Source organism: Streptomyces sp. NPDC127092 (assembly GCF_042722475.1).
Lineage (GTDB): Bacteria > Actinomycetota > Actinomycetes > Streptomycetales > Streptomycetaceae > Streptomyces.
This window is the reverse complement of record NZ_JBHXFE010000037.1, coordinates 45,344-63,119: the sequence shown is the minus strand read 5'-3', so window position 1 is coordinate 63,119 and position 17,776 is coordinate 45,344. Positions and strand designations below refer to the sequence as shown.

Annotated in this window: 14 protein-coding genes; 11 read left to right on the top strand and 3 right to left on the bottom strand. The window is 73.8% G+C overall.

Going from position 1 to position 17,776, the window contains the following annotated elements; all coding sequences use genetic code 11:
- Positions 1 to 18: 18 nt before the first annotated feature.
- The 3 genes from ACFWJO_RS27200 (at position 19) to ACFWJO_RS27190 (ending at position 2,426) form a co-directional block, all read left to right on the top strand.
- Positions 19 to 624 (top strand): YdbC family protein, encoded by a 606-nt coding sequence (locus ACFWJO_RS27200; protein WP_384415218.1) that lies wholly within the window; start codon positions 19 to 21, stop codon positions 622 to 624.
- 249 nt (positions 625 to 873) lie between these two features.
- Positions 874 to 1,533 (top strand): phosphoglycerate mutase family protein, encoded by a 660-nt coding sequence (locus tag ACFWJO_RS27195; RefSeq protein ID WP_386869190.1) that lies wholly within the window; start codon positions 874 to 876, stop codon positions 1,531 to 1,533.
- Positions 1,534 to 1,853: 320 nt separating this feature from the next.
- Positions 1,854 to 2,426, top strand: a complete 573-nt coding sequence (locus tag ACFWJO_RS27190) for a hypothetical protein (protein WP_386869188.1) — start codon at positions 1,854 to 1,856, stop codon at positions 2,424 to 2,426.
- A 53-nt stretch (positions 2,427 to 2,479) separates the two neighbouring features.
- Here the strand turns inward: ACFWJO_RS27190 and ACFWJO_RS27185 are convergent, their stop codons facing one another.
- Positions 2,480 to 2,755, bottom strand: a complete 276-nt coding sequence (locus ACFWJO_RS27185) for a hypothetical protein (RefSeq protein ID WP_386869186.1) — start codon at positions 2,753 to 2,755, stop codon at positions 2,480 to 2,482.
- Between the two features lie 169 nt (positions 2,756 to 2,924).
- On the opposite strand from ACFWJO_RS27185, the gene ACFWJO_RS27180 reads away from it, so the two are divergent.
- On the top strand, positions 2,925 to 3,836 hold the full coding sequence (locus ACFWJO_RS27180; protein ID WP_386869184.1) for an ADP-ribosylglycohydrolase family protein: 912 nt from the start codon (positions 2,925 to 2,927) through the stop codon (positions 3,834 to 3,836).
- A 647-nt stretch (positions 3,837 to 4,483) separates the two neighbouring features.
- Positions 4,484 to 5,932 (top strand): DUF4153 domain-containing protein, encoded by a 1,449-nt coding sequence (locus tag ACFWJO_RS27175; RefSeq protein ID WP_386869182.1) that lies wholly within the window; start codon positions 4,484 to 4,486, stop codon positions 5,930 to 5,932.
- A gap of 61 nt (positions 5,933 to 5,993) precedes the next feature.
- Here ACFWJO_RS27175 and ACFWJO_RS27170 read toward each other — a convergent pair whose 3' ends face one another.
- On the bottom strand, positions 5,994 to 7,565 hold the full coding sequence (locus ACFWJO_RS27170) for an MFS transporter (protein ID WP_386869180.1): 1,572 nt from the start codon (positions 7,563 to 7,565) through the stop codon (positions 5,994 to 5,996).
- Between the two features lie 134 nt (positions 7,566 to 7,699).
- Here ACFWJO_RS27170 and ACFWJO_RS27165 point away from each other — a divergent pair, with 134 nt between their 5' ends.
- The 3 genes from ACFWJO_RS27165 to ACFWJO_RS27155 all read left to right on the top strand — a co-directional run bounded on the left by ACFWJO_RS27165 (position 7,700) and on the right by ACFWJO_RS27155 (position 10,064).
- Positions 7,700 to 8,317: a TetR/AcrR family transcriptional regulator gene (locus ACFWJO_RS27165; protein ID WP_384415203.1), complete on the top strand. Its 618-nt coding sequence runs from the start codon at positions 7,700 to 7,702 to the stop codon at positions 8,315 to 8,317.
- A gap of 264 nt (positions 8,318 to 8,581) precedes the next feature.
- Positions 8,582 to 9,292 (top strand): ribonuclease HII, encoded by a 711-nt coding sequence (locus ACFWJO_RS27160; RefSeq protein WP_386869178.1) that lies wholly within the window; start codon positions 8,582 to 8,584, stop codon positions 9,290 to 9,292.
- Between the two features lie 142 nt (positions 9,293 to 9,434).
- Positions 9,435 to 10,064: a hypothetical protein gene (locus tag ACFWJO_RS27155; protein WP_386869176.1), complete on the top strand. Its 630-nt coding sequence runs from the start codon at positions 9,435 to 9,437 to the stop codon at positions 10,062 to 10,064.
- Between the two features lie 375 nt (positions 10,065 to 10,439).
- On the opposite strand, the gene ACFWJO_RS27150 is transcribed toward ACFWJO_RS27155, so the two are convergent.
- Positions 10,440 to 11,066, bottom strand: coding sequence for a hypothetical protein (locus ACFWJO_RS27150; RefSeq protein ID WP_386869174.1), 627 nt, complete (start codon positions 11,064 to 11,066; stop codon positions 10,440 to 10,442).
- 331 nt (positions 11,067 to 11,397) lie between these two features.
- Between ACFWJO_RS27150 and ACFWJO_RS27145 the strand changes: the two genes are divergently transcribed.
- The 3 genes from ACFWJO_RS27145 to ACFWJO_RS27135 all read left to right on the top strand — a co-directional run bounded on the left by ACFWJO_RS27145 (position 11,398) and on the right by ACFWJO_RS27135 (position 17,758).
- The gene (locus ACFWJO_RS27145) at positions 11,398 to 13,584 is read left to right on the top strand and encodes a RecQ family ATP-dependent DNA helicase (protein WP_386869173.1); all 2,187 of its coding nucleotides are present in this window, start codon (positions 11,398 to 11,400) and stop codon (positions 13,582 to 13,584) included.
- Between the two features lie 147 nt (positions 13,585 to 13,731).
- Complete coding sequence (locus ACFWJO_RS27140; RefSeq protein WP_386869171.1) at positions 13,732 to 15,525, top strand: DUF4192 domain-containing protein; 1,794 nt, start codon at positions 13,732 to 13,734, stop codon at positions 15,523 to 15,525.
- A 178-nt stretch (positions 15,526 to 15,703) separates the two neighbouring features.
- The gene (locus ACFWJO_RS27135) at positions 15,704 to 17,758 is read left to right on the top strand and encodes a glycogen debranching N-terminal domain-containing protein (RefSeq protein WP_386869169.1); all 2,055 of its coding nucleotides are present in this window, start codon (positions 15,704 to 15,706) and stop codon (positions 17,756 to 17,758) included.
- The last annotated feature ends 18 nt before the right edge of the window (positions 17,759 to 17,776 follow it).

Genomic DNA, 17,776 nt, shown 5'->3' with positions numbered 1-17,776 from the left:
GCCCCGTACCATGGCTCGGTGCTGGTCAAGTGGATTCGCTGCACCGTGGTGGACCGTCGAGGGTTCGAGCGGGGGCAGCGGAAGTGGGCGGGTCTGCTCGGTGAGCCGGGATTCCGGGGGCAGGGCGGAGGGTGGAGCCGGCGGCGGCCGGATGTCGCCCATGTCTTCGCGTTCTGGGAGAGCCGCGCGTTCTACGACTCCTTCATGGCCCGCTCGCACGACCGGCTCGCGGCTTCCCAGGTCGGCACGTACCGGGACGCCCAGGTCAAGCTGTTCGACCACCGCTTCGACGTGAAGACGGGTTTCGAGCCGCGGTTCGCCGACGCGGACGTGGCCCGGGTCGCGCACTGCCGGGTGCACGAGGAGCGCGTGGAGCACTTCGCCCTGATGCAGGAGAAGGTGTGGAACCCGGCGATGGCCGGGTCTCCCGGCATGCTCCGGGGCCTGTTCGGCGAGGCGCCCGGGCACGAGTTCCTGGTCCTGTCGATGTGGAACTCGGCGGCGGAGCACGGCAAGTACCGCGTCGAGCGGATCGAGCGGCTCGGCCTGCGGGCGCAGACCGAGGCCGATGTCGCGGCGATGACGGGCGACGTGGTGCAGCTCGAGTCCGCCTGGACGGTGTGATCTTCCTGGATGCCCGCCGGTGACGCTTTTCGCTCGGCTGAGGCGGCGGGGGGCGGCCGTGGCGGTGGCGCGGCGGGGGCGGCGGGGGCGGCCGTGGCGAGGGTGCCGCGGTGAGGCCCGCCACGCGTTCGAGGATCGGGTCCCCGGCAGCCGTTAGGGCGCCCGTCTCGTCGAGGGGCCGTACGCCGGATGGACGCCGGGCGCCTGCCCGGCTGAGCCGGTCGGCGGGGTGCCGTCTAGGGTCGTGGCATGGCACGACCGCGACGCATCGTCCTCGTACGACACGGAGAGTCCGAGGGCAATGTGGACGACACGGTGTACGAGCGCGAGCCCGACCACGCACTCCGCCTCACCAGGACCGGGCGGAGCCAGGCCGAGAGGACGGGTGAGCGGCTGCGCGAGCTGTTCGGGGACGAACGGGTCAGCGTCTACGTGTCGCCGTACCGCCGCACCCATGAGACGCTGCACGCCTTCCGGCTCGACCCGCGCCGGGTCCGCGTGCGGGAGGAGCCCCGGCTGCGCGAGCAGGACTGGGGCAACTGGCAGGAGCGGGAGGACGTACGCCTCCAGAAGGCGTACCGCGACGCCTACGGCCACTTCTTCTACCGCTTCGCACAGGGCGAGTCCGGCGCCGACGTGTACGACCGGGTGGGTGCCTTCCTGGAGAGCCTCTACCGGAGCTTCGAGGCGCCCGACCACCCGCCCAACGTGCTGCTCGTCACCCACGGACTGACCATGCGCCTCTTCTGCATGCGCTGGTTCCACTGGACGGTCGCCGAGTTCGAATCGCTGTCCAACCCGGACAACGCGGAGACCCGGATGCTGCTGCTCGGCAAGGACGGGAAGTACCGGCTCGACCGGCCCTTCGAACGCTGGCGTACCCCGGAACCGTACGGGCCCACCGGGTAGACACCCGGGTCGACACCTCATGGTGCCGACTCGTCAGGCACTGTCCCGGTGTGCGAACAGCGATCGCTCATAGAGCCTGGTCAGGCCCCGCGCCGTCGTTTCGGAGCCCCTGTGTGGCTGTTCTCGACCCCCAGGCCGCCGGGCGGTGGCATATTCGCGGGATGAGACATGTGCGCAGGGTGGGGGCGGCGGTCGCGATGGCGGCCGCGGCGGCAATGGTGTCCGGGTGCTCGGGGGGCGACGACAACTCCGCGAAGGGGGCGGGGACGATCCCCGCGGTCAGTGAGATACCGACGGTCGGTGACACACCGACGGTCGATGTGTCCGTCGCACCGGCTACGGAGGAGCCGGTCACGGAGGCGCCGAGCACGCCGGCCACACCGCAGGAGGAGCTGGATCTTCTGGCGGCGGAGAAGAACTGGGAGGTCGACGATCTGTACGCGGGCTCGGCTGCCGCGTTCGTGGAGGACATCTGCGAGTCGCTGCCCACGAGCGGGGCCGGGAACTGGTCACGGCCGCAGTGGCTGGCGGAGTCCGGCAACTTCGAGGGTGACGGCAAGGCGATCCTGCAGGCGGGGATCCCGAAGTTGTGCCCGAAGTGGTCGACGGTCCTGAAGCAGGCGGTGTCGGGGAAGTACGACCGGTGGTTCGGCAACGGCACGTACGTGGTGTCGTCGAAGCCTGCCGCCGACGGCGACGGGGACACCATCCCGCCGGGCACGTACCGGGCCGAGGGAAAGATGGAGAACTGCTACTGGGAGCGGACGTCGGAGTCCGGGGAGATCATCGACAACAACTTCGCGACGTCCGCGCGGAAGATCACGATCACGATCCGGTCGTCGGACGGCCAGTTCACGTCCGAGGGCTGCGAGGTGTGGAAGCCGGTGAAGTAGCTGCGCAGCAGCGCGGCCCCGCCAGACGACGAGGGATGCCGGCGGGGCCTCGTTCACCGCGGCGGGAAGGCTCCGTGCCGGGGCGGCGGGGCCAGGGCAGCGTGGCGGACCCGCAAGGTCGCACAGAGGCGGTATCCGACCAGGTGGGTGAAGGCGATCTGGAACATCAGCACGCCGATGAACAGACCGGTGGCCCCGAGGACGAGCCCGAGGAACGCGGCCACGTCCGCTACGCCGGCAGAACCGTTCCCTGCTCTGCTCACCATGGAGTCGAAGGGCAGGAAGCCCACCACGACGTCGACGCCGAAGCTGACCAGTGTCGCGAGCACCAGGGTCGAGATCGATCGTAGGCACCGGCTCCTACGCGAGGACAGCACTCCGACGGCAGCCGCGGTGCGGAACAGACAACGCCGGCAGCCGCGACAGGGGCCGAAGAGGCACAGCCGCACCACTTTGATGGTGCTGGATCCGTTGGCTACGAATTAGAGTGGCAGACCGATGACCGCTGACTCCTCTCTCGACCGGCGCTTCGAACGCGCCCTGGCCAGCCTGCGCGGGCTGTCCGTGGGAGACGCCCTGGGCTCCCAGTACTTCGTTCCCGCCAACTATCCCCTGCTCAAACGGCACGAGCCGCCGACCGGCCCCTGGCAGTGGACCGATGACACGGAGATGGCCTGCTCGGTCCTCGCCGTGCTCGCCCGCCACGCGCGGATCGACCAGGACGCGCTGGCGCAGTCCTTCGCCGTGCACCACGACTTCGACCGCGGCTACGGCCCCGCCGTCAACCGGATGCTCCGGCTCATCCGCGAGGGAGGGGACTGGCGGCAGCTCGCCGCGGGTCTCTTCAACGGGCAGGGCTCGTGGGGCAACGGCGCCGCCATGCGGATCGCGCCGCTCGGCGCCTGGTACGCCGACGACCCGGAACAGGCGACCCACCAGGCCGAGATCTCCGCGTACACCACCCACCAGCACCGCGAGGCCGTCGTCGGGACGATGGCCGTCGCCGCCGCGGCCGCCCTCGTCGCGGACCCGGCCGGTCCGCCCACGCCCGAGGCGCTGCTCGACGGTGTCGTCGCGCTCGTTCCGCGCAGCGCGGTCGGCGCCGGTCTTCGCCGGGCCCGCGACATGCTCGACTACGGCGACGCGGCGACCGTCGCGGCGGTCCTCGGCAGCGGCCGGCGGACGAGCGCGCACGACACCGTGCCGTTCGCCCTGTGGTCCGCGGCGCGGGCACTCGGGGACTTCGAGCGGGTCTTCTGGACGACGGCCGGGGTGGGCGGTGACGTCGACACCACGTGCGCCATCGCCTGCGGGGTCGTCGCGGCGGGACCGGGCGGCGAGCCGCCCGCCGCCTGGCTCGAGCAGACCGAGGAACTGCCGGAGTGGGTGCCGACGGCGGCGCACTCCTAGGGAGGGCTCGAGCGCGGTCGCCGTCGCCGTCGTCGCAGGTCTCAAGCGCGGTCGAGCGCGCCGGCGAGTGCGGCGTCGAGCGCGCTGTCGTCGTCCCGCCATCCGGGCAGGCCGAGCGGCCCGGGCGGCGGGATGACGGACGGTACCGGGCGTTCCGGGCACGAGTGTCACGGTCCTGCCACAGCCGGGGCCGAAACGGTTCGGCGGGTCGCCGCGCGGTTAGAGTCGGCCACTCGCAGCGCTGATCATGACAAACACAGCGCGCCGACGAGCCACCGGGACCGCCGAGCAGCCGCACGGCAGGGCGGACCGGGCCGGGAGGGGGTCCCGTGACCGACAATCCATCCGCTGAGCCGCCCAAGGACAGCCCGCCGCCGGGAAGCCCGACGCCGAGCGCCAAGCCGACGTCGAGCGCCACTCCGGCGTCGAGCGTCACTCCGACGCCGAGTACCACTCCGACGTCGAGCGCCACTCCGGCGTCGAGCGCCACTCCGGCGTCGGCCGCGGCCGCGCCGCCGCACGGGCCGTACCGGCCGGGGTCGTACCCCCCGCCGTACCAGACGTGGGGGCCGCCGCGGAAGCCGGCGCCCAGCAAGCTCAGGCCCCCGGCGCCGGCCGCTCCGACCTCTCCGACGCTGTGGGCCGTCGTGGCCACCGCGCTGGTGGCCTCGCTGCTGCTCAGCGGCGGCGCCGGCGTGAACCTGCTGCTCGTGGCCGTGCCCGCCACCCTCGCCGGAGCCTTCGCCGCCCGTGCGGCGGGCCGTCGACTGCGGCCCTGGACGCTGGTGTGGGCCGTCGGCGGCGCCGCGCTGCTCCTCGTACCCGTACTCAGCGACGCGGGCTGGCCGACCTTCCTCGCGATCGTCACGGCGCTGGGACTCACCGGTTACGCGCTGCACGGCGGCCGGGGCTGGCCCAGCATGCTGTTCGGGCCGGTGGGGCTCTTCGACTCCCTCGGTACCGGCATGGCATGGACCTGGCGAGGCGTGCGCGAACGCGCCGGCGGCTCGCAGGGCCGCTGGGGCCCGGTGCTGCGCACGGTGCTCGTCGCCGCGGGCCTGCTGGTGGTCTTCGGCGGGCTGTTCGCCGCCGCCGACGCGGCCTTCGCCGATCTGCTCGGCTCCCTCCTGCCCGACATCTCGCTGGACCAGGCGCCCTGGCGGTTCCTGTGCTTCCTGCTCGGGCTGTTCGGCGCGATGGCCGTCGCCCGTACCGCCGCCGCGCCGCTGCGCTGGGACCGGCTGAGCTTCGGCCAGGGCCGGGCTCGCGGCCGGCTGGAGTGGGCGCTGCCGCTCGTCGTCCTGAACCTGCTCTTCGCCGCCTTCAACGCCATCCAGCTCGCCGTGCTCTTCGGCGGCTACGACAAGGTCCTCAGCCAGACCGGTCTGACCTACGCCGAGTACGCCCGCCAGGGCTTCTGGCAGCTGCTCATGGCCACCCTCCTCACTCTCGTGGTGATCGGCCTGGCGCTGCGCTGGGCGCCCCGGGGCGACGTACGCGACACCCGGCTCGTCCGGGCTGTCCTCGGCACCCTGTGCGTCCTCACCCTGGTCGTGGTCGCCTCCGCCCTGCGCAGGATGGACCTCTACGTCGACGCGTACGGGCTCACCCGGCTGCGCATCTCGGTGGCCACCATGGAGATATGGCTCGGCGTCGCGATCCTGCTGATCATGGCGTCCGGGATCTGGGGCGCCCGGCTGCTGCCCCGCGCCCTGGCCGTGAGCGCCGCCGGCTTCGTCCTCGCCTTCGGGCTGATCCAGCCTGACGCGCTCATCGCGCAGCAGAACGTCGACCGTTACGAACGGCTCGGCAAGATCGACGTGCGCTATCTCTCCGGGCTCTCCACCGACGCCGTACCCGCCCTCGACCGGCTTCGGGGTGCCCAGCGCGACTGCGCGCTGCGGGACATCGCCGAGCGGCTGGACGACGAGGGCGACGTGAGCTGGTACGCCACCAGCCTCTCCGAGTCCCGGGCCCGGGACATCCTCGCCGCGCGGCCCGTGAGCCGCTTCGCCTCCTGCGGCGATCCCACCCGGGACGAGGAGTACGACCCGGACGCCGATCCGTACAGCACGTACGACCCTTACGCCCCTTAGGCCCTACAGCCACACGCGTACCGGCGTGCCCCCTCGTGCGGGAGGGGGCACGCCGTCGGCGTCATGCGACCGGGCCGGCGGCCTCCGCCTTGCCGCTGAGGGCCTCCAGGTCGCTCTTGCGTACGCGGATCACCGCGACCGCCGTGACGAACGCGATCAGCACCATGGCGACCGCCGCGACGAACGCGGTCGATATGCCGGCCGTCAGCACCTCGTGCGACCACGGCGCCGGGAGCTGCTTCTCCTTGAGGAACTCCGCCTTCTGCGCGTCCGTCGCGTGCGCCAGGAAGTCCTGCGCCTGCCGCTCGCCCTCGTCCTTGCTCGCGGTGCCGAAGACCGTGACCAGGATGGACAGACCGAGGGAACCGCCCACCTGCTGGGTGGCGTTGAGCAGACCCGAGGCCGCACCGGCCTCGTGCTGGGCGACGCCCGAGACCGCGGTCAGGGTGAGGGTCACGAAGTTGAGTCCCATGCCGAAGCCGAAGGTGACCATCGGCCCGAGGACCCCGCTCGCGTAGGAGCTGTCCGGCGTGATGAAGGTCAGCCAGAACAGGCCGATGCCGGTGATCGCCGCACCGGCCACCATGAACGGCTTGGGCCCGAGCACGGGCAGCAGCCGCTGGGCGAGACCGGCGCCCGCACCGATGGCGAGCGTCACCGGGAGGAAGGCGAAACCGGCGCGGATCGGCGTGTAGCCGAGCACGTTCTGCACGAACAGGACGATGAAGAAGAACATGCCGAACATGGCGGCGGCCAGGCTGAGCATGATCACGTACGTGCCGGAGCGGTTGCGGTCGGCGAACATCCGCAGCGGCGTGATGGGTTCACGGGCGCGTGACTCGACCACGGCGAAGGCCGCGAGCAGGATCACCGCGGACACGAACGAACCGATGGTCAGCGAGTCCTTCCAGCCCTCCTCGGAGGCCCGGATGAAGCCGTAGACGAGCGCGGCCATGCCGAGGGTGGAGGAGAACGCGCCGGCCAGGTCGAAGCGGCCCGGGTGGCGCTCGGACTCGTTGATGAAGCGCGGCGTCAAGAACGCGATGAGCAGGCCGATCGGGACGTTCACGAAGAGCACCCAGCGCCAGTCGAGCCACTCGGTCAGCATGCCGCCGGCGAGCAGTCCGATCGCGCCGCCGCCCGCGGACACGGCCGCGAAGACGCCGAACGCACGGTTGCGTTCGGGACCTTCGGGGAACGTCGTCGTGATCAGGGCCAGCGACGTGGGCGAGGCGATCGCGCCGCCGACGCCCTGGAGGGCGCGCGCGGCGAGGAGCTGCCACGGCTCCTGGGCGAAACCGCCGAGGAGGGAGGCGGCGGTGAAGACCAGGATGCCGGTCAGGAACACCCGGCGGCGGCCGAGGATGTCGCCGGCCCGGCCGCCGAGCAGCAGCAGGCCGCCGAAGGTGAGGGTGTAGGCGCTGAGCACCCACGACAGGTCGGTGGTGGAGAAGGAGAGCGCCTCCTGGATGTGCGGAAGCGCGATGTTCACGATGGTGGCGTCCAGAACGACCATCAGCTGGCAGGCGGCGATGACGGTCAGCGCGATCCCCGGCCGGTTCGGATACCGGGCGGAGCCGGGACCCGGACTGCGGCCGGGATCGGTCTGGGTGTCCACCGGAGATGTTGTCACTATGTATCCCCCACGGAAGAATTTAGTGAACGCACTCGTTCACTGTCGCCCACGGTAGTGACTCCCCCTCAGGGAACGCAAGCGTTCACTGAGTGCTGCCGGGCGAGCCGTTCCTCCCCAACAGAGAGGTTCTGATGGTTACTTCGCACTCCGAGGCCGCCGCTCGGCCGCAGGGGGCGGCGCCGCGCCGGCGCGGCGCGGTACTGGAACGCGCCATCCTGGAAGCGGCCCTCGAACAGCTGAGCACGGTCGGCTGGAACGGTCTGACGATGGAGGCCGTCGCCTCCGGAGCCCAGACCGGCAAGGCCGCCGTCTACCGCCGCTGGCCGTCCAAGGAGGACCTGGTCGCGGACGCGCTCAGGGCCGGGCTCCCCGCCCTCGACGACGCGCCCGACCACGGCGGGGTGCGCGAGGACCTGTACCAGCTGTGCGGCCGGGTGCGGGCCGTCATGTACTCGAAGCCCGGCTTCGCCCTGCGCGCCGTGCTTCACGAATGCGACCACGAGGCCGCCGACCGCTTCCACGAACTGATCACGACCGCGGTGACCGAACCCTCGCAGCGGCTGCTGCGCGAGGTGATCGAGCGCGGCATCGCCCGCGGCGAGGTGCGCGAGGACGCGGCTCACGAGATCGTCTTCGACGTGATCCCGGCGCTGATGATGTACCGGTCGAAGGTGTGCGCCAGTGAATGGAGCGATGCCGAGCTCGCCGAGATGATCGATTTGGTGATGATGCCGCTGCTGCGGCGTTAGGGCGGCGTCGGGGCGGTGTCAGGGCGGTTCGGGGAAGGGGGCCCGCCAGTGGTCGGGGCGGTTCGGGAAGGGGGCCCGCCAGTGGTCGGGGCGGTTCGGGAAGGGGGGCCGCCAGTGGTCGGGGCGGTTCGGGAAGGGGGCCCGCCAGTGGTCGGGGGCGGTCCGCGAACGGTCGGGTTCCGGACGACTTCCGGGCGGGTCCGGACGGCGGAGGGGTATCCGGGTACCGAGGCGGGCGCCCACCGGCGTAATCTGACAAGCGCCATGCCGTACGAACCACCCACCCACAGCGTCGAGCGCTCGATCCGAGCGACCACCGGTGCCAAGATCATTGCCGGGATCGACGAGGTCGGACGCGGGGCGTGGGCCGGTCCCGTCACCGTGTGCGCCGCCGTCACCGGCCTGCGCCGCCCGCCCGCCGGGCTCACCGACTCCAAGCTGCTCACCCCCAAGCGCCGCACCGAACTCGCCGTCGAACTCGAGCAGTGGGTCACGGCGTACGCGCTGGGCGACGCCTCGCCCACCGAGATCGACGAGCTCGGCATGACCGCCGCACTGCGGCTGGCCGCGATCCGCGCGCTGGAGGGCCTGCCGGTCCGCCCCGACGCGGTGATCCTCGACGGCAAGCACGACTACCTGGGCAGCCCCTGGCAGGTCCGTACGGTGATCAAGGGCGACCAGTTTTGTGTCGCCGTCGCCGCCGCCTCGGTGATCGCCAAGGTCCGCCGGGACACGCTGATGGCCACCCTCGGGGCCGAGACGGACGACTGCGCCGCGTACGCCTTCGCGGACAACGCGGGCTACCCCTCGCCGGTCCACAAGGCCGCGCTGGAAGAGCTGGGACCCACCGCGTACCACCGGCTCTCCTGGGCTTACCTCGACGCGATGCCCCGCTGGCGGCACCTCAAGAAGGTGCGCCTCTCGGCCGAGGCCGCCGCACTCGAAAGCGGGGGTCAACTCGGCTTCGACTTCTGACTTCCGGCTCCTGGATTCCGGTACCTGACACCCGGCGCGGCCCTCTGCGGACCGCTCCGGCAGAGCCCTTCCAGCAGTCGGGGCGCCCTTGTGCGCCCACCCGCCGGAGCCCGGTGCGACGGCGTTTGATAGACATCCACCCATGCCTCTCAATCCCGAGGAGCCTCAGATTCACGAGAGCGCCCAGGGTCCCCGCGCGACCGCGGCCGCAGACCGCCCCGTGCCGACCCCCCGACCCGTACCCGGCCCGCGTTCCGCGGCCTCCCCGCGCCCGGGCCGTCCCGGCCCCGGTCCGGCCAGGCCCGCCCCGCCGGTGCCCCGACCGCCCGCTGCCGGACCGGTGCCGGCAGACCGTACGGAGAATCGTTCCGACCGGCGGACCGAACCGCAGATCCAGCTGATCCCCGCGCCCGTCGACGGTGCCGTCGACGCCGCAGAGGAGGCGGTGGACCTGCTCCTCGAGTCCGGTCGCGCACCCGGCGACGTCCTGGTGCTCACCACCGGCGACCAGCACCCGTGGGCGGCGCACGAGCTGTCCTTCGGCGAGGACGCCTACTGGGCGCAGCAGGACACCCGTGAGGACGTGTTCTTCGCGGACGCGGCCGCCGTCTCCCGGGCCGCCGCCCGGCCCGTGGTCGTCGTCGCCGTCAACGGCGGCACCGACGAGGCCGTCGCCCGTCGGCTGCCCGAGGCGATGCGGCGGGCGACCGCCCTGCTGATCGTCTGCGGCGAACCCGAGCGGGTCAACGCCGCGCTCGGCGCCGGCGTCTGAGGCGACCGGGGCGGACGGCGTAGAGCGTCACGGCGGTCGGCCGCCTGGCAACCGTCGTTCGGGCAACTGCTGTTCTGGCGGCCGCCCTTCGGGCAGCGGTCGCCCGGGTGCCGGCCGCTCTCCCAGCGGTCCCGGCGCTCTGGCAGCGGTCCCGGCCGCTCTGGCAGCGGCCGGGCAGGTGGCCCCAGGCTGGCTCGGCGTCCGGGCGGGCGTCCGCCGGGCAGGTGGTCTCCGGGCAGGTGGTGTCCGGGCGGGGTGCCCGCCAGGCGGACGGCGTTCAGACGTGTCCTGCCCAGACGTCTGGCGTCGTCCGGACGTCTGGCATCATCCGGACGACTGGTGGCCGGAGAGCCGTCGGCTCCGACCGCCGTCCCTTCAGCGGGCGGCGGCCCGGCGCAGTGGCTCGGGGGCGCCGCTCGCGATCCGCGGGACCAGCAGGTCGAGCGCCGGGTCCTCGCCCAGCGGCGTGGGCCGCGAGTCGGAACTCGGCCTGCGACCGCCCCGGCCCTCGCCGAGCACCTGCCAGCCGGCGCCGGTCAGCGTGATGTACGCGCCGCAGCGCAGCCCGTGGAGCGTGCAGGCGTCCCGCAGTCCCCACATCCACGCGCCGTCCTCCTCGGTCCACCGCTCGTCGCCCTCGCGGCAGTAGAGCAGCACGGCCGTGCGCACCGGGGCGCGCCGGCGCAGGTCGTGCGGGATGACCCGGCGCAGGTGCGCGAGGAGCGCGTTGCGGAACTCCCAGCCGTCCGCGGGGGCCGGCCGGCGGGTGAACGAGGCGCTGGCCGCGAGCCGTTCCTCGTGGTCGAGCACGGCGACCACGGCCGTCGAGGGCGTGGGCCGGTGCCTCGAGTGCAGACCGCTGACGACCTCACGGGGGTTGCGCAGCAGCGGGATCCCGGCCGAGGCCCACTCGGCCGGTTCGAGCATCCGAGCGAGGCGGCTGGCCGACCCGGACGACGAGTTGACCGGAGTGGTCGAGGACGGAGCGAATCCGAGGGTCACGATCCTCCCTTCGGATACGCGCCCGCTCCGCGGGCAGGGTCGGATGAGGGCGCACCACGGCACGGTCAACGGACCGCGTTGGGCGTGCGGGGTGGATTTCCAATTCTTCCCTGGCCCGTGCGCGGGCGGCAACGAGCAATTGAGGCCGCTGACTGGAATGAACCGGTATGACTCTCATATCCCTGCCCAGTTACCCATTGTTCACGCTCTGTTCCGTATACGGACAGGAAGCGCGGGCGTACGCCGGGTGTCGTGCGCCGTGTGCGCCGTTACGGGTGGTCACAGGCGGTGAAGTGGCCGACTGTCGGTGCCATCGGGTTGCATGGGGTGCATGGAGAACCTGGACCGCCTGGACCACCCGAACGACCCGGATCTGCGCACCGAGGCCGACACCGTCCTCGCCGAGCTGGTAGGCGACCCGGGAGGCTCCGCGCGACTGCGTGAGGACCAGTGGCAGGCGGTCGAGGCGCTGGTACGGGAGCGCCGGCGAGCCCTCGTGGTGCAGCGCACCGGCTGGGGCAAGTCCGCGGTGTACTTCGTCGCCACCGCGCTGCTGCGCCGCCGCGGCGCGGGGCCCACGGTCATCGTCTCCCCGCTCCTCGCCCTGATGCGCAATCAGGTCGAGGCGGCGGAGCGGGCGGGCATCCGGGCCCGCACCATCAACTCGGCCAATCCGGAGGAGTGGGACGCCATCCACGAGGAGGTCGAGCGCGGCGCGACGGACGTCCTCCTGGTCAGCCCCGAGCGGCTCAACTCCGTGGACTTCCGCGAGCAGCTGCTGCCCAGGCTCGCGGCCACGACCGGTCTGCTCGTGGTCGACGAGGCCCACTGCATCTCCGACTGGGGACACGACTTCCGGCCCGACTACCGGCGGTTGAGGGCGATGCTCGCCGAACTCGCGCCCGGGGTACCGGTGCTCGCGACGACGGCGACCGCCAACGCGCGGGTCACCGCCGACGTGGCCGAGCAGCTGGGCACCGGAGCCGGCGAGGCGCTGGTGCTGCGCGGCCCGCTGGAGCGGGAGAGCCTGCGCCTCGGGGTGGTCCGGCTCCCGGACGCCGCGCACCGCCTCGCCTGGCTCGCCGAGCACCTGGACGAGCTGCCGGGCTCCGGCATCGTCTACGCGCTGACGGTGGCGGCGGCCGAGGAGGCCACCGCCTACCTGCGGCAGCGCGGCTTCGCCGTGGCCTCCTACACCGGCCGTACGGAGAACGCCGACCGGCTGCAGGCCGAGGCCGATCTCCTGGGCAACCGGGTCAAGGCGCTGGTCGCGACCTCGGCCCTGGGCATGGGCTTCGACAAGCCGGACCTCGGTTTCGTGCTGCACCTCGGCTCCCCGTCCTCCCCGATCGCGTACTACCAGCAGGTCGGCCGCGCGGGTCGCGGCGTCGACCACGCCGACGTGATGCTGCTGCCGGGCAAGGAGGACGAGGCCATCTGGCGCTACTTCGCCGACACCGCCTTCCCTCCCGAGGCGCAGGTCCGCCAGACCCTCGCGGCGCTCGCCGAGGCGGGCAGGCCGCTGTCCGTGCCGGCCCTGGAGGCGGCCGTCGACCTGCGCCGCAGCCGCCTGGAGACCATGCTCAAGGTCCTCGACGTGGACGGCGCGGTGAAGCGGGTGAAGGGCGGCTGGATCTCGACCGGCGCCCCATGGACGTACGACAGCGAGCGCTACGCCTGGGTGGCGCGGCAGCGGGCCGCCGAGCAGCAGGCGATGCGTGACTACGTGGACACGACCGAGTGCCGGATGGAGTTCCTGCGCCGGCAGCTGGACGACGAGGGCGCGGCGCCCTGCGGCCGCTGCGACAACTGCGCGGGACCGTGGGCGGATTCCGCCGTCTCCGCCGAGACCCTGACCGCGGCGGAGAAGGAACTGGACCGCCCCGGAGTGGAGATCGAGCCGCGCCGCATGTGGCCGACGGGGATGCCGGCCCTGGGCGTCGACCTCAAGGGGCGGATTCCGGCGGGCGAGCAGTGCGCCACCGGCCGCGCGCTGGGGCGGCTCTCCGACATCGGCTGGGGCAACCGGCTGCGCCCGCTGCTGGCCGAGCACGCGCCGGACGGCCCCGTGTCCGACGACGTGCTGCGGGCCGCGGTGGCGGTGCTCGCCGACTGGGCCCGGTCTCCGGGCGGCTGGGCGTCGGGCGCGGCGGACGCCCAGGACCGGCCGGTGGGAGTGGTGGCCCTGCCGTCGATGTCCCGGCCGCAGTTGGTGGGTTCGCTCGCGCGCGGCATCGCGAACGTCGGCCGCCTGCCGTTCCTGGGCGCGCTGACGTACACCACCGAGAACGGTGCGTACGCGGCCCGCCGCAGCAACTCCGCCCAGCGGCTGCGGGCACTCTCCGGGGCCCTCGCCGTCCCCGAGGAGCTGGCCGCCGCCCTGCGCGACGCACCCGGCCCGGTGCTGCTCGTGGACGACTTCACCGACTCCGGCTGGACCCTCGCGGTCGCCGCCCGCCTCCTGCGCCGCGCCGGCAGCGGCCCGGTCCTGCCGCTGGTCCTCGCGGCGGCGGGCTGACGCGTGGAGTGAGAGGCCTCCATCGTCCGGCAACGCGTGACCGGGCCGCCACCCCTGTGGATAACTCCCACTTCCGGCATGAACGCCTCAACCGGCAGTTATCCACAGGGGTTTCGCGATCGCGGCGATCGCGGGACCGTCGTGACCATGAACACGAACCACCACGATTCCCATGGATCCCACGACTCCCATGGCTCGCACGAGTCTCATGGATCCCACAGCTCTCGCGGCGCTCACGGACCGTCAGCGACCGAGCAGATCACGCTGCGCGGCCCGGCCGAACTGGCCGACGCGCTGCCGTTCATGCTCGGCTTCCATCCCAGCGACTCCGTCGTCCTCGTCGCCCTCCACGGTGAGCACGGACGCTTCGGCGGCCGGGTCAGGGTCGGCATTCCCGGTTCGCCGCGCGAATGGCCCGCCATCGCCGAGCATCTGGCCGAATGCCTCGTCGAAGGCTCCGGCCGGCGCGGCGACCGCCCCGACGCCATCGTCGTCTTCCTCTGCCAGGACCCAGGGCCCGGCGAGACGGGCCGACGGGTGATGGAGCGGCTGCGTCCCTTCGCCCAGCGCCTGCGCACCGCCTGCGGGGCGCTCGACGTCCCGGTCCTCGAAGCCCTCTGCATCTCCGACGGCCTCTACTTCTCCTACTGCTGCCCGGACGCCCGCTGCTGTCCGCCCGACGGCACACCTCTGGCCCTTTCCGGTACGTCGGTGATGGCGGCGTCCGCCGCCTACGCGGGCATCCAGGTGCGCGGCACCCTCAAGGAGATGGAGGCCCGGCTCAGGCCGGCGGGGGCCGAGAACGAAGCGGCCCAGCGAGCCGCGCTGAACGAGGCCGCGACGGTCATCGTGCCGAGGATCCTCGACGGGCCCGCGAGCGGCGTCGGCCGGCGGGAGACGCGCGAGACCACCCTCGGCCTGGCCCGGCGCCTCATCGAGCGGTTCTCCGGGTCGCCGGAGACTCCGGTGCCCCGGCCCACGGGCGGCCCGGGCGCCGCACGGCCGGGGCTCACCGGTCATGTGCTCACGATCCCTCCGACGGGCACGGCGACGTCGGACGCCAGGGACGACGGACTGCTCACGCCCGACGAGGCCGCCGCCCTGATCCTCGGACTCCAGGACCGCGACACCCGCGACCAGGCCGCCGAGTGGATGGAGGGCCCGGAGGCCGCTCCCGCGCTACGGCTCTGGCGCGCGCTGTCCCGGCGTTGCGTGCCGCCCTACGAGGAGTACGCCGCGGCCCCGTTGACCCTCGCCGGCTGGGTCGCCTGGTCCACCGGCGACGAGCCCTCCGCCCGGGTCGCCCTCGGGCTCGCTCTGGAGGCCGACCCCGACTACCTCTTCGCCCGGCTGCTCCACCAGGCGTGCAACGAGGGGCTCGACCCCGAGGCGCTGCGCGAATGCCTGCGGAAGGAGCGCGACGCGCGCCTGGCCGCCGAACGGCGGCGAAGGGTGGACACCAGGGAACCCGCCCTCGATGCCGGCTTCGATCCCGGCTGTGGTCCCGGCCTTGGTCACGCTTCCGGCTCCGGCGTCGACCTCGGCAAGGCTCTCGGTCCAGGTTCCGGCGCTGACACCGGTACCGGTACCGGCACCGGCACTGTCGGCGGTTCCGATGACGGTCCCGACGCCGGTTCCGGTTCCGACGTCGTTACCGGTTCCGGTGCAGGTGCCAGCGCCGACGCTGGTCCCGGCGCCGGTCCTGGTGCGGGTGCCGACCGCCGCGGGCCGTCCGATCGCGGCGGCCCGTCCGATCGCAACGGCGCCGGCCGGGAGCGTCCGGGGGTTTCCGCGGCGGCGCGGGCCCTGCAGCGGCAGCGGGCGCGGCAGACGGCCCGGCGGGCGGCACGTCGGACAGGGGCGCGGGCGGCCGAACTCCGTTCGCCCCGGAAGGCCGCGGTGCGGCGGACGGGGCGGCGTGGGGCGAGGAGCGGGACATGAGGGCCGTGACCCGCCGGGCCGGAGCGGCGTTCACCTCTGTGGCGGTCCCGCAGGAGCCGGTCCGCCGACCCCCGGCCGGACCGGCGGGCCGCCGGGACCGGCCGCGAGGACCCGGTCACGGCCCCGTCCGGGCCCTGCCGGGCCGTCAGGACCGCACAGAGAGCGCCGCGCACCCGTCATGGCCCCCAGCCCCGCCCAGGCCCCCGGACCCTCCACCGGACACCGGTCCCACCCGGGAGCGACACCACAAGGACCGGGCGGTGCGGCGGCCCGGCACGGCGAGTTGCCGGCCGCCCACGACGCCCTCGTCGGTGTCGCCCTGCCCGCCCTTGCCGTCAGTCCCCGGCACGGACAGCTCACCGGCGCCGGCCTCGAAGGAGTGTTCCTCGCCGGGCGCAGGCTCCTCTCGCGCTGCGTCCTGCGCGTCGCCGGACGCGAACCCCTCCCGCTTCAGAGCCGCGCGTCCGGTGCGGAGCGAGCCGACTTCGTGGGTGTCCTGCGCGCGCCCGGGGACCTCGGGCCCGACCCCGGCCTCGTCGTCGAGCGCAGCCGCGACGCGGACGGGACCGAGCGGATCACCCTGCGCAGCTCCGCCCTCCGGCCGGTGCGGATCCCCGTGGAGCTCGCTCTGGGCACGGATCTCGCGGACCTGGGCGCGGTGGCGGCCGGGCGGCCGGGGCCCGAGCTCTCCGCCAGCGTCCACGGCACCGGACTCCGCTGGACGGCCGCCGACGGGACCGCCGTCACCGTGTCGGCCGACCCGCCGCCCAGCGACGCGCTGGGGGCGGCCGGAGTGCTCCGCTGGGACGCCGAACCGGCTCCCGGCGCCCCCTTCGTCCTCACCCTCCGGGTCCGCGGCGAGCGCGCCGGCCGGCAGCAGCCGCCCGGTGCGGGGCGGCCCGGTGGGCACGTCCTCGCCGACGCCGCCGCCGAAGGCGACGATCCTCGTCTCGGTCCGCTGCTGCGCGCCTGCGTCGCCGATCTGCGCGCGCTCCTCCAGCGCGATCCCGCGCATCCCGCCGACGTCCACCTCGCGGCCGGGATCCCGTGGCGCTGTGGACCTGTCACCGCCGAGGCCCTGTGGGCCGCGCGCATGGCGCTCCCGCTGGGCACCCGGCTCGCCGCGACCACCCTGCGGGCCCTCGCCCGCACGCAGCTCGGCGGCACCGGCCCCGGTGCCGGGCGCATCCCCGGGCCGCTCCGGGACGCGGGCCCTCTCCTGCCGCCCCGGTGCACCGGTGTCGAGGCCACGCTCGCCTTCCCCGCCGTGCTGGCCGAGGCCCGGCGCTGGGGACTGCCGGACCAGGACCTCGCGGAACTGCTGCCCGCCGCGGAGCGCTGCCTCGACTGGCTGCGCGGTGTCGTCGACGACAGCGGGTTCGTGCCCGACCCGTGGCCCGCCGGGCCCGCGCGGGCCGAGACCCAGGCCCACGCGCACCGCGCGGCCGTGCTCGGTGCCGATCTGCTCGACGCCTGCGGGCGGCCCGGCGGGGACGGGTGGCGGGAGTGGGCCCGTGCGCTGCGCGAGCGGTTCCGTGCCCGGTTCTGGCTCGACGACCCTGCGGGCGGTCGTCCGCTGCTCGCCCGTCTGCCCGACGGACGGCCGGTGCCGCAGCTGGGCGGCTGGGCCGCGCATCTCCTGGACACCGGGCTCACGGCCGCCGGCCGGCCCGCGCCGGGGCTGCTCGACAAGGCGCGGACGGAGCGGCTGGCCCGGCTGCTCGCCTCCCCGGCTCTGGACTCGGGCTGGGGCCTGCGCGGGCTCGGGGAGAAGGAGCCGGGCTATCAGCCGTTCGGGCACCGGTCGGGAGCGGTGCGGACCCACGAGACGGCGATCGCCGTCGCGGGGCTCGCCGCGGCCGGGTACGAGAGCGAGGCCGCCGCTCTGCTGCGCGGCGCGCTCGATGCCGCGGAGGCCTTCGAGTTCCGGCTGCCGGAGATGTACGCGGGGGAGCGGCGTACGTCCGGTGCCCCGCCGGTGCCGCACCCGGCCGCGTGCCGTCCCGCCGCGGTGGCCGCCGCGTCCGGTGTGCACCTTCTGACCGCCGCTCTCGGGATCCGTCCGGACGTCCCGGGCCGCACGGTCGCGCTGCATCCCGTGCGCTCGGCCCCGCTCGGCGAGGTGCGGCTGTCGGGCCTGGTGGTCGCCGGTGCGCCGTTCGCGGCGCGCGTCGGCCGGCTCGGTCTGGGCATGGTCGAGGAGGCGGCCCCCGGCCTGCAGCTGGGTGTGTGACCGGACGCGTGAAGAAGT

Bases quoted from the DNA above. Each gene is read 5' to 3' on its own strand.
- ACFWJO_RS27195 (WP_386869190.1), top strand. From the start codon at position 874: ATGGCACGACCGCGACGCATCGTCCTCGTACGACACGGAGAGTCCGAG.
- ACFWJO_RS27145 (WP_386869173.1), top strand. From the start codon at position 11,398: ATGGAGAACCTGGACCGCCTGGACCACCCGAACGACCCGGATCTGCGC.
- ACFWJO_RS27155 (WP_386869176.1), top strand. From the start codon at position 9,435: ATGCCTCTCAATCCCGAGGAGCCTCAGATTCACGAGAGCGCCCAGGGT.
- ACFWJO_RS27160 (WP_386869178.1), top strand. From the start codon at position 8,582: ATGCCGTACGAACCACCCACCCACAGCGTCGAGCGCTCGATCCGAGCG.
- ACFWJO_RS27165 (WP_384415203.1), top strand. From the start codon at position 7,700: ATGGTTACTTCGCACTCCGAGGCCGCCGCTCGGCCGCAGGGGGCGGCG.
- ACFWJO_RS27140 (WP_386869171.1), top strand. From the start codon at position 13,732: ATGAACACGAACCACCACGATTCCCATGGATCCCACGACTCCCATGGC.
- ACFWJO_RS27180 (WP_386869184.1), top strand. From the start codon at position 2,925: ATGACCGCTGACTCCTCTCTCGACCGGCGCTTCGAACGCGCCCTGGCC.
- ACFWJO_RS27135 (WP_386869169.1), top strand. From the start codon at position 15,704: ATGGCCCCCAGCCCCGCCCAGGCCCCCGGACCCTCCACCGGACACCGG.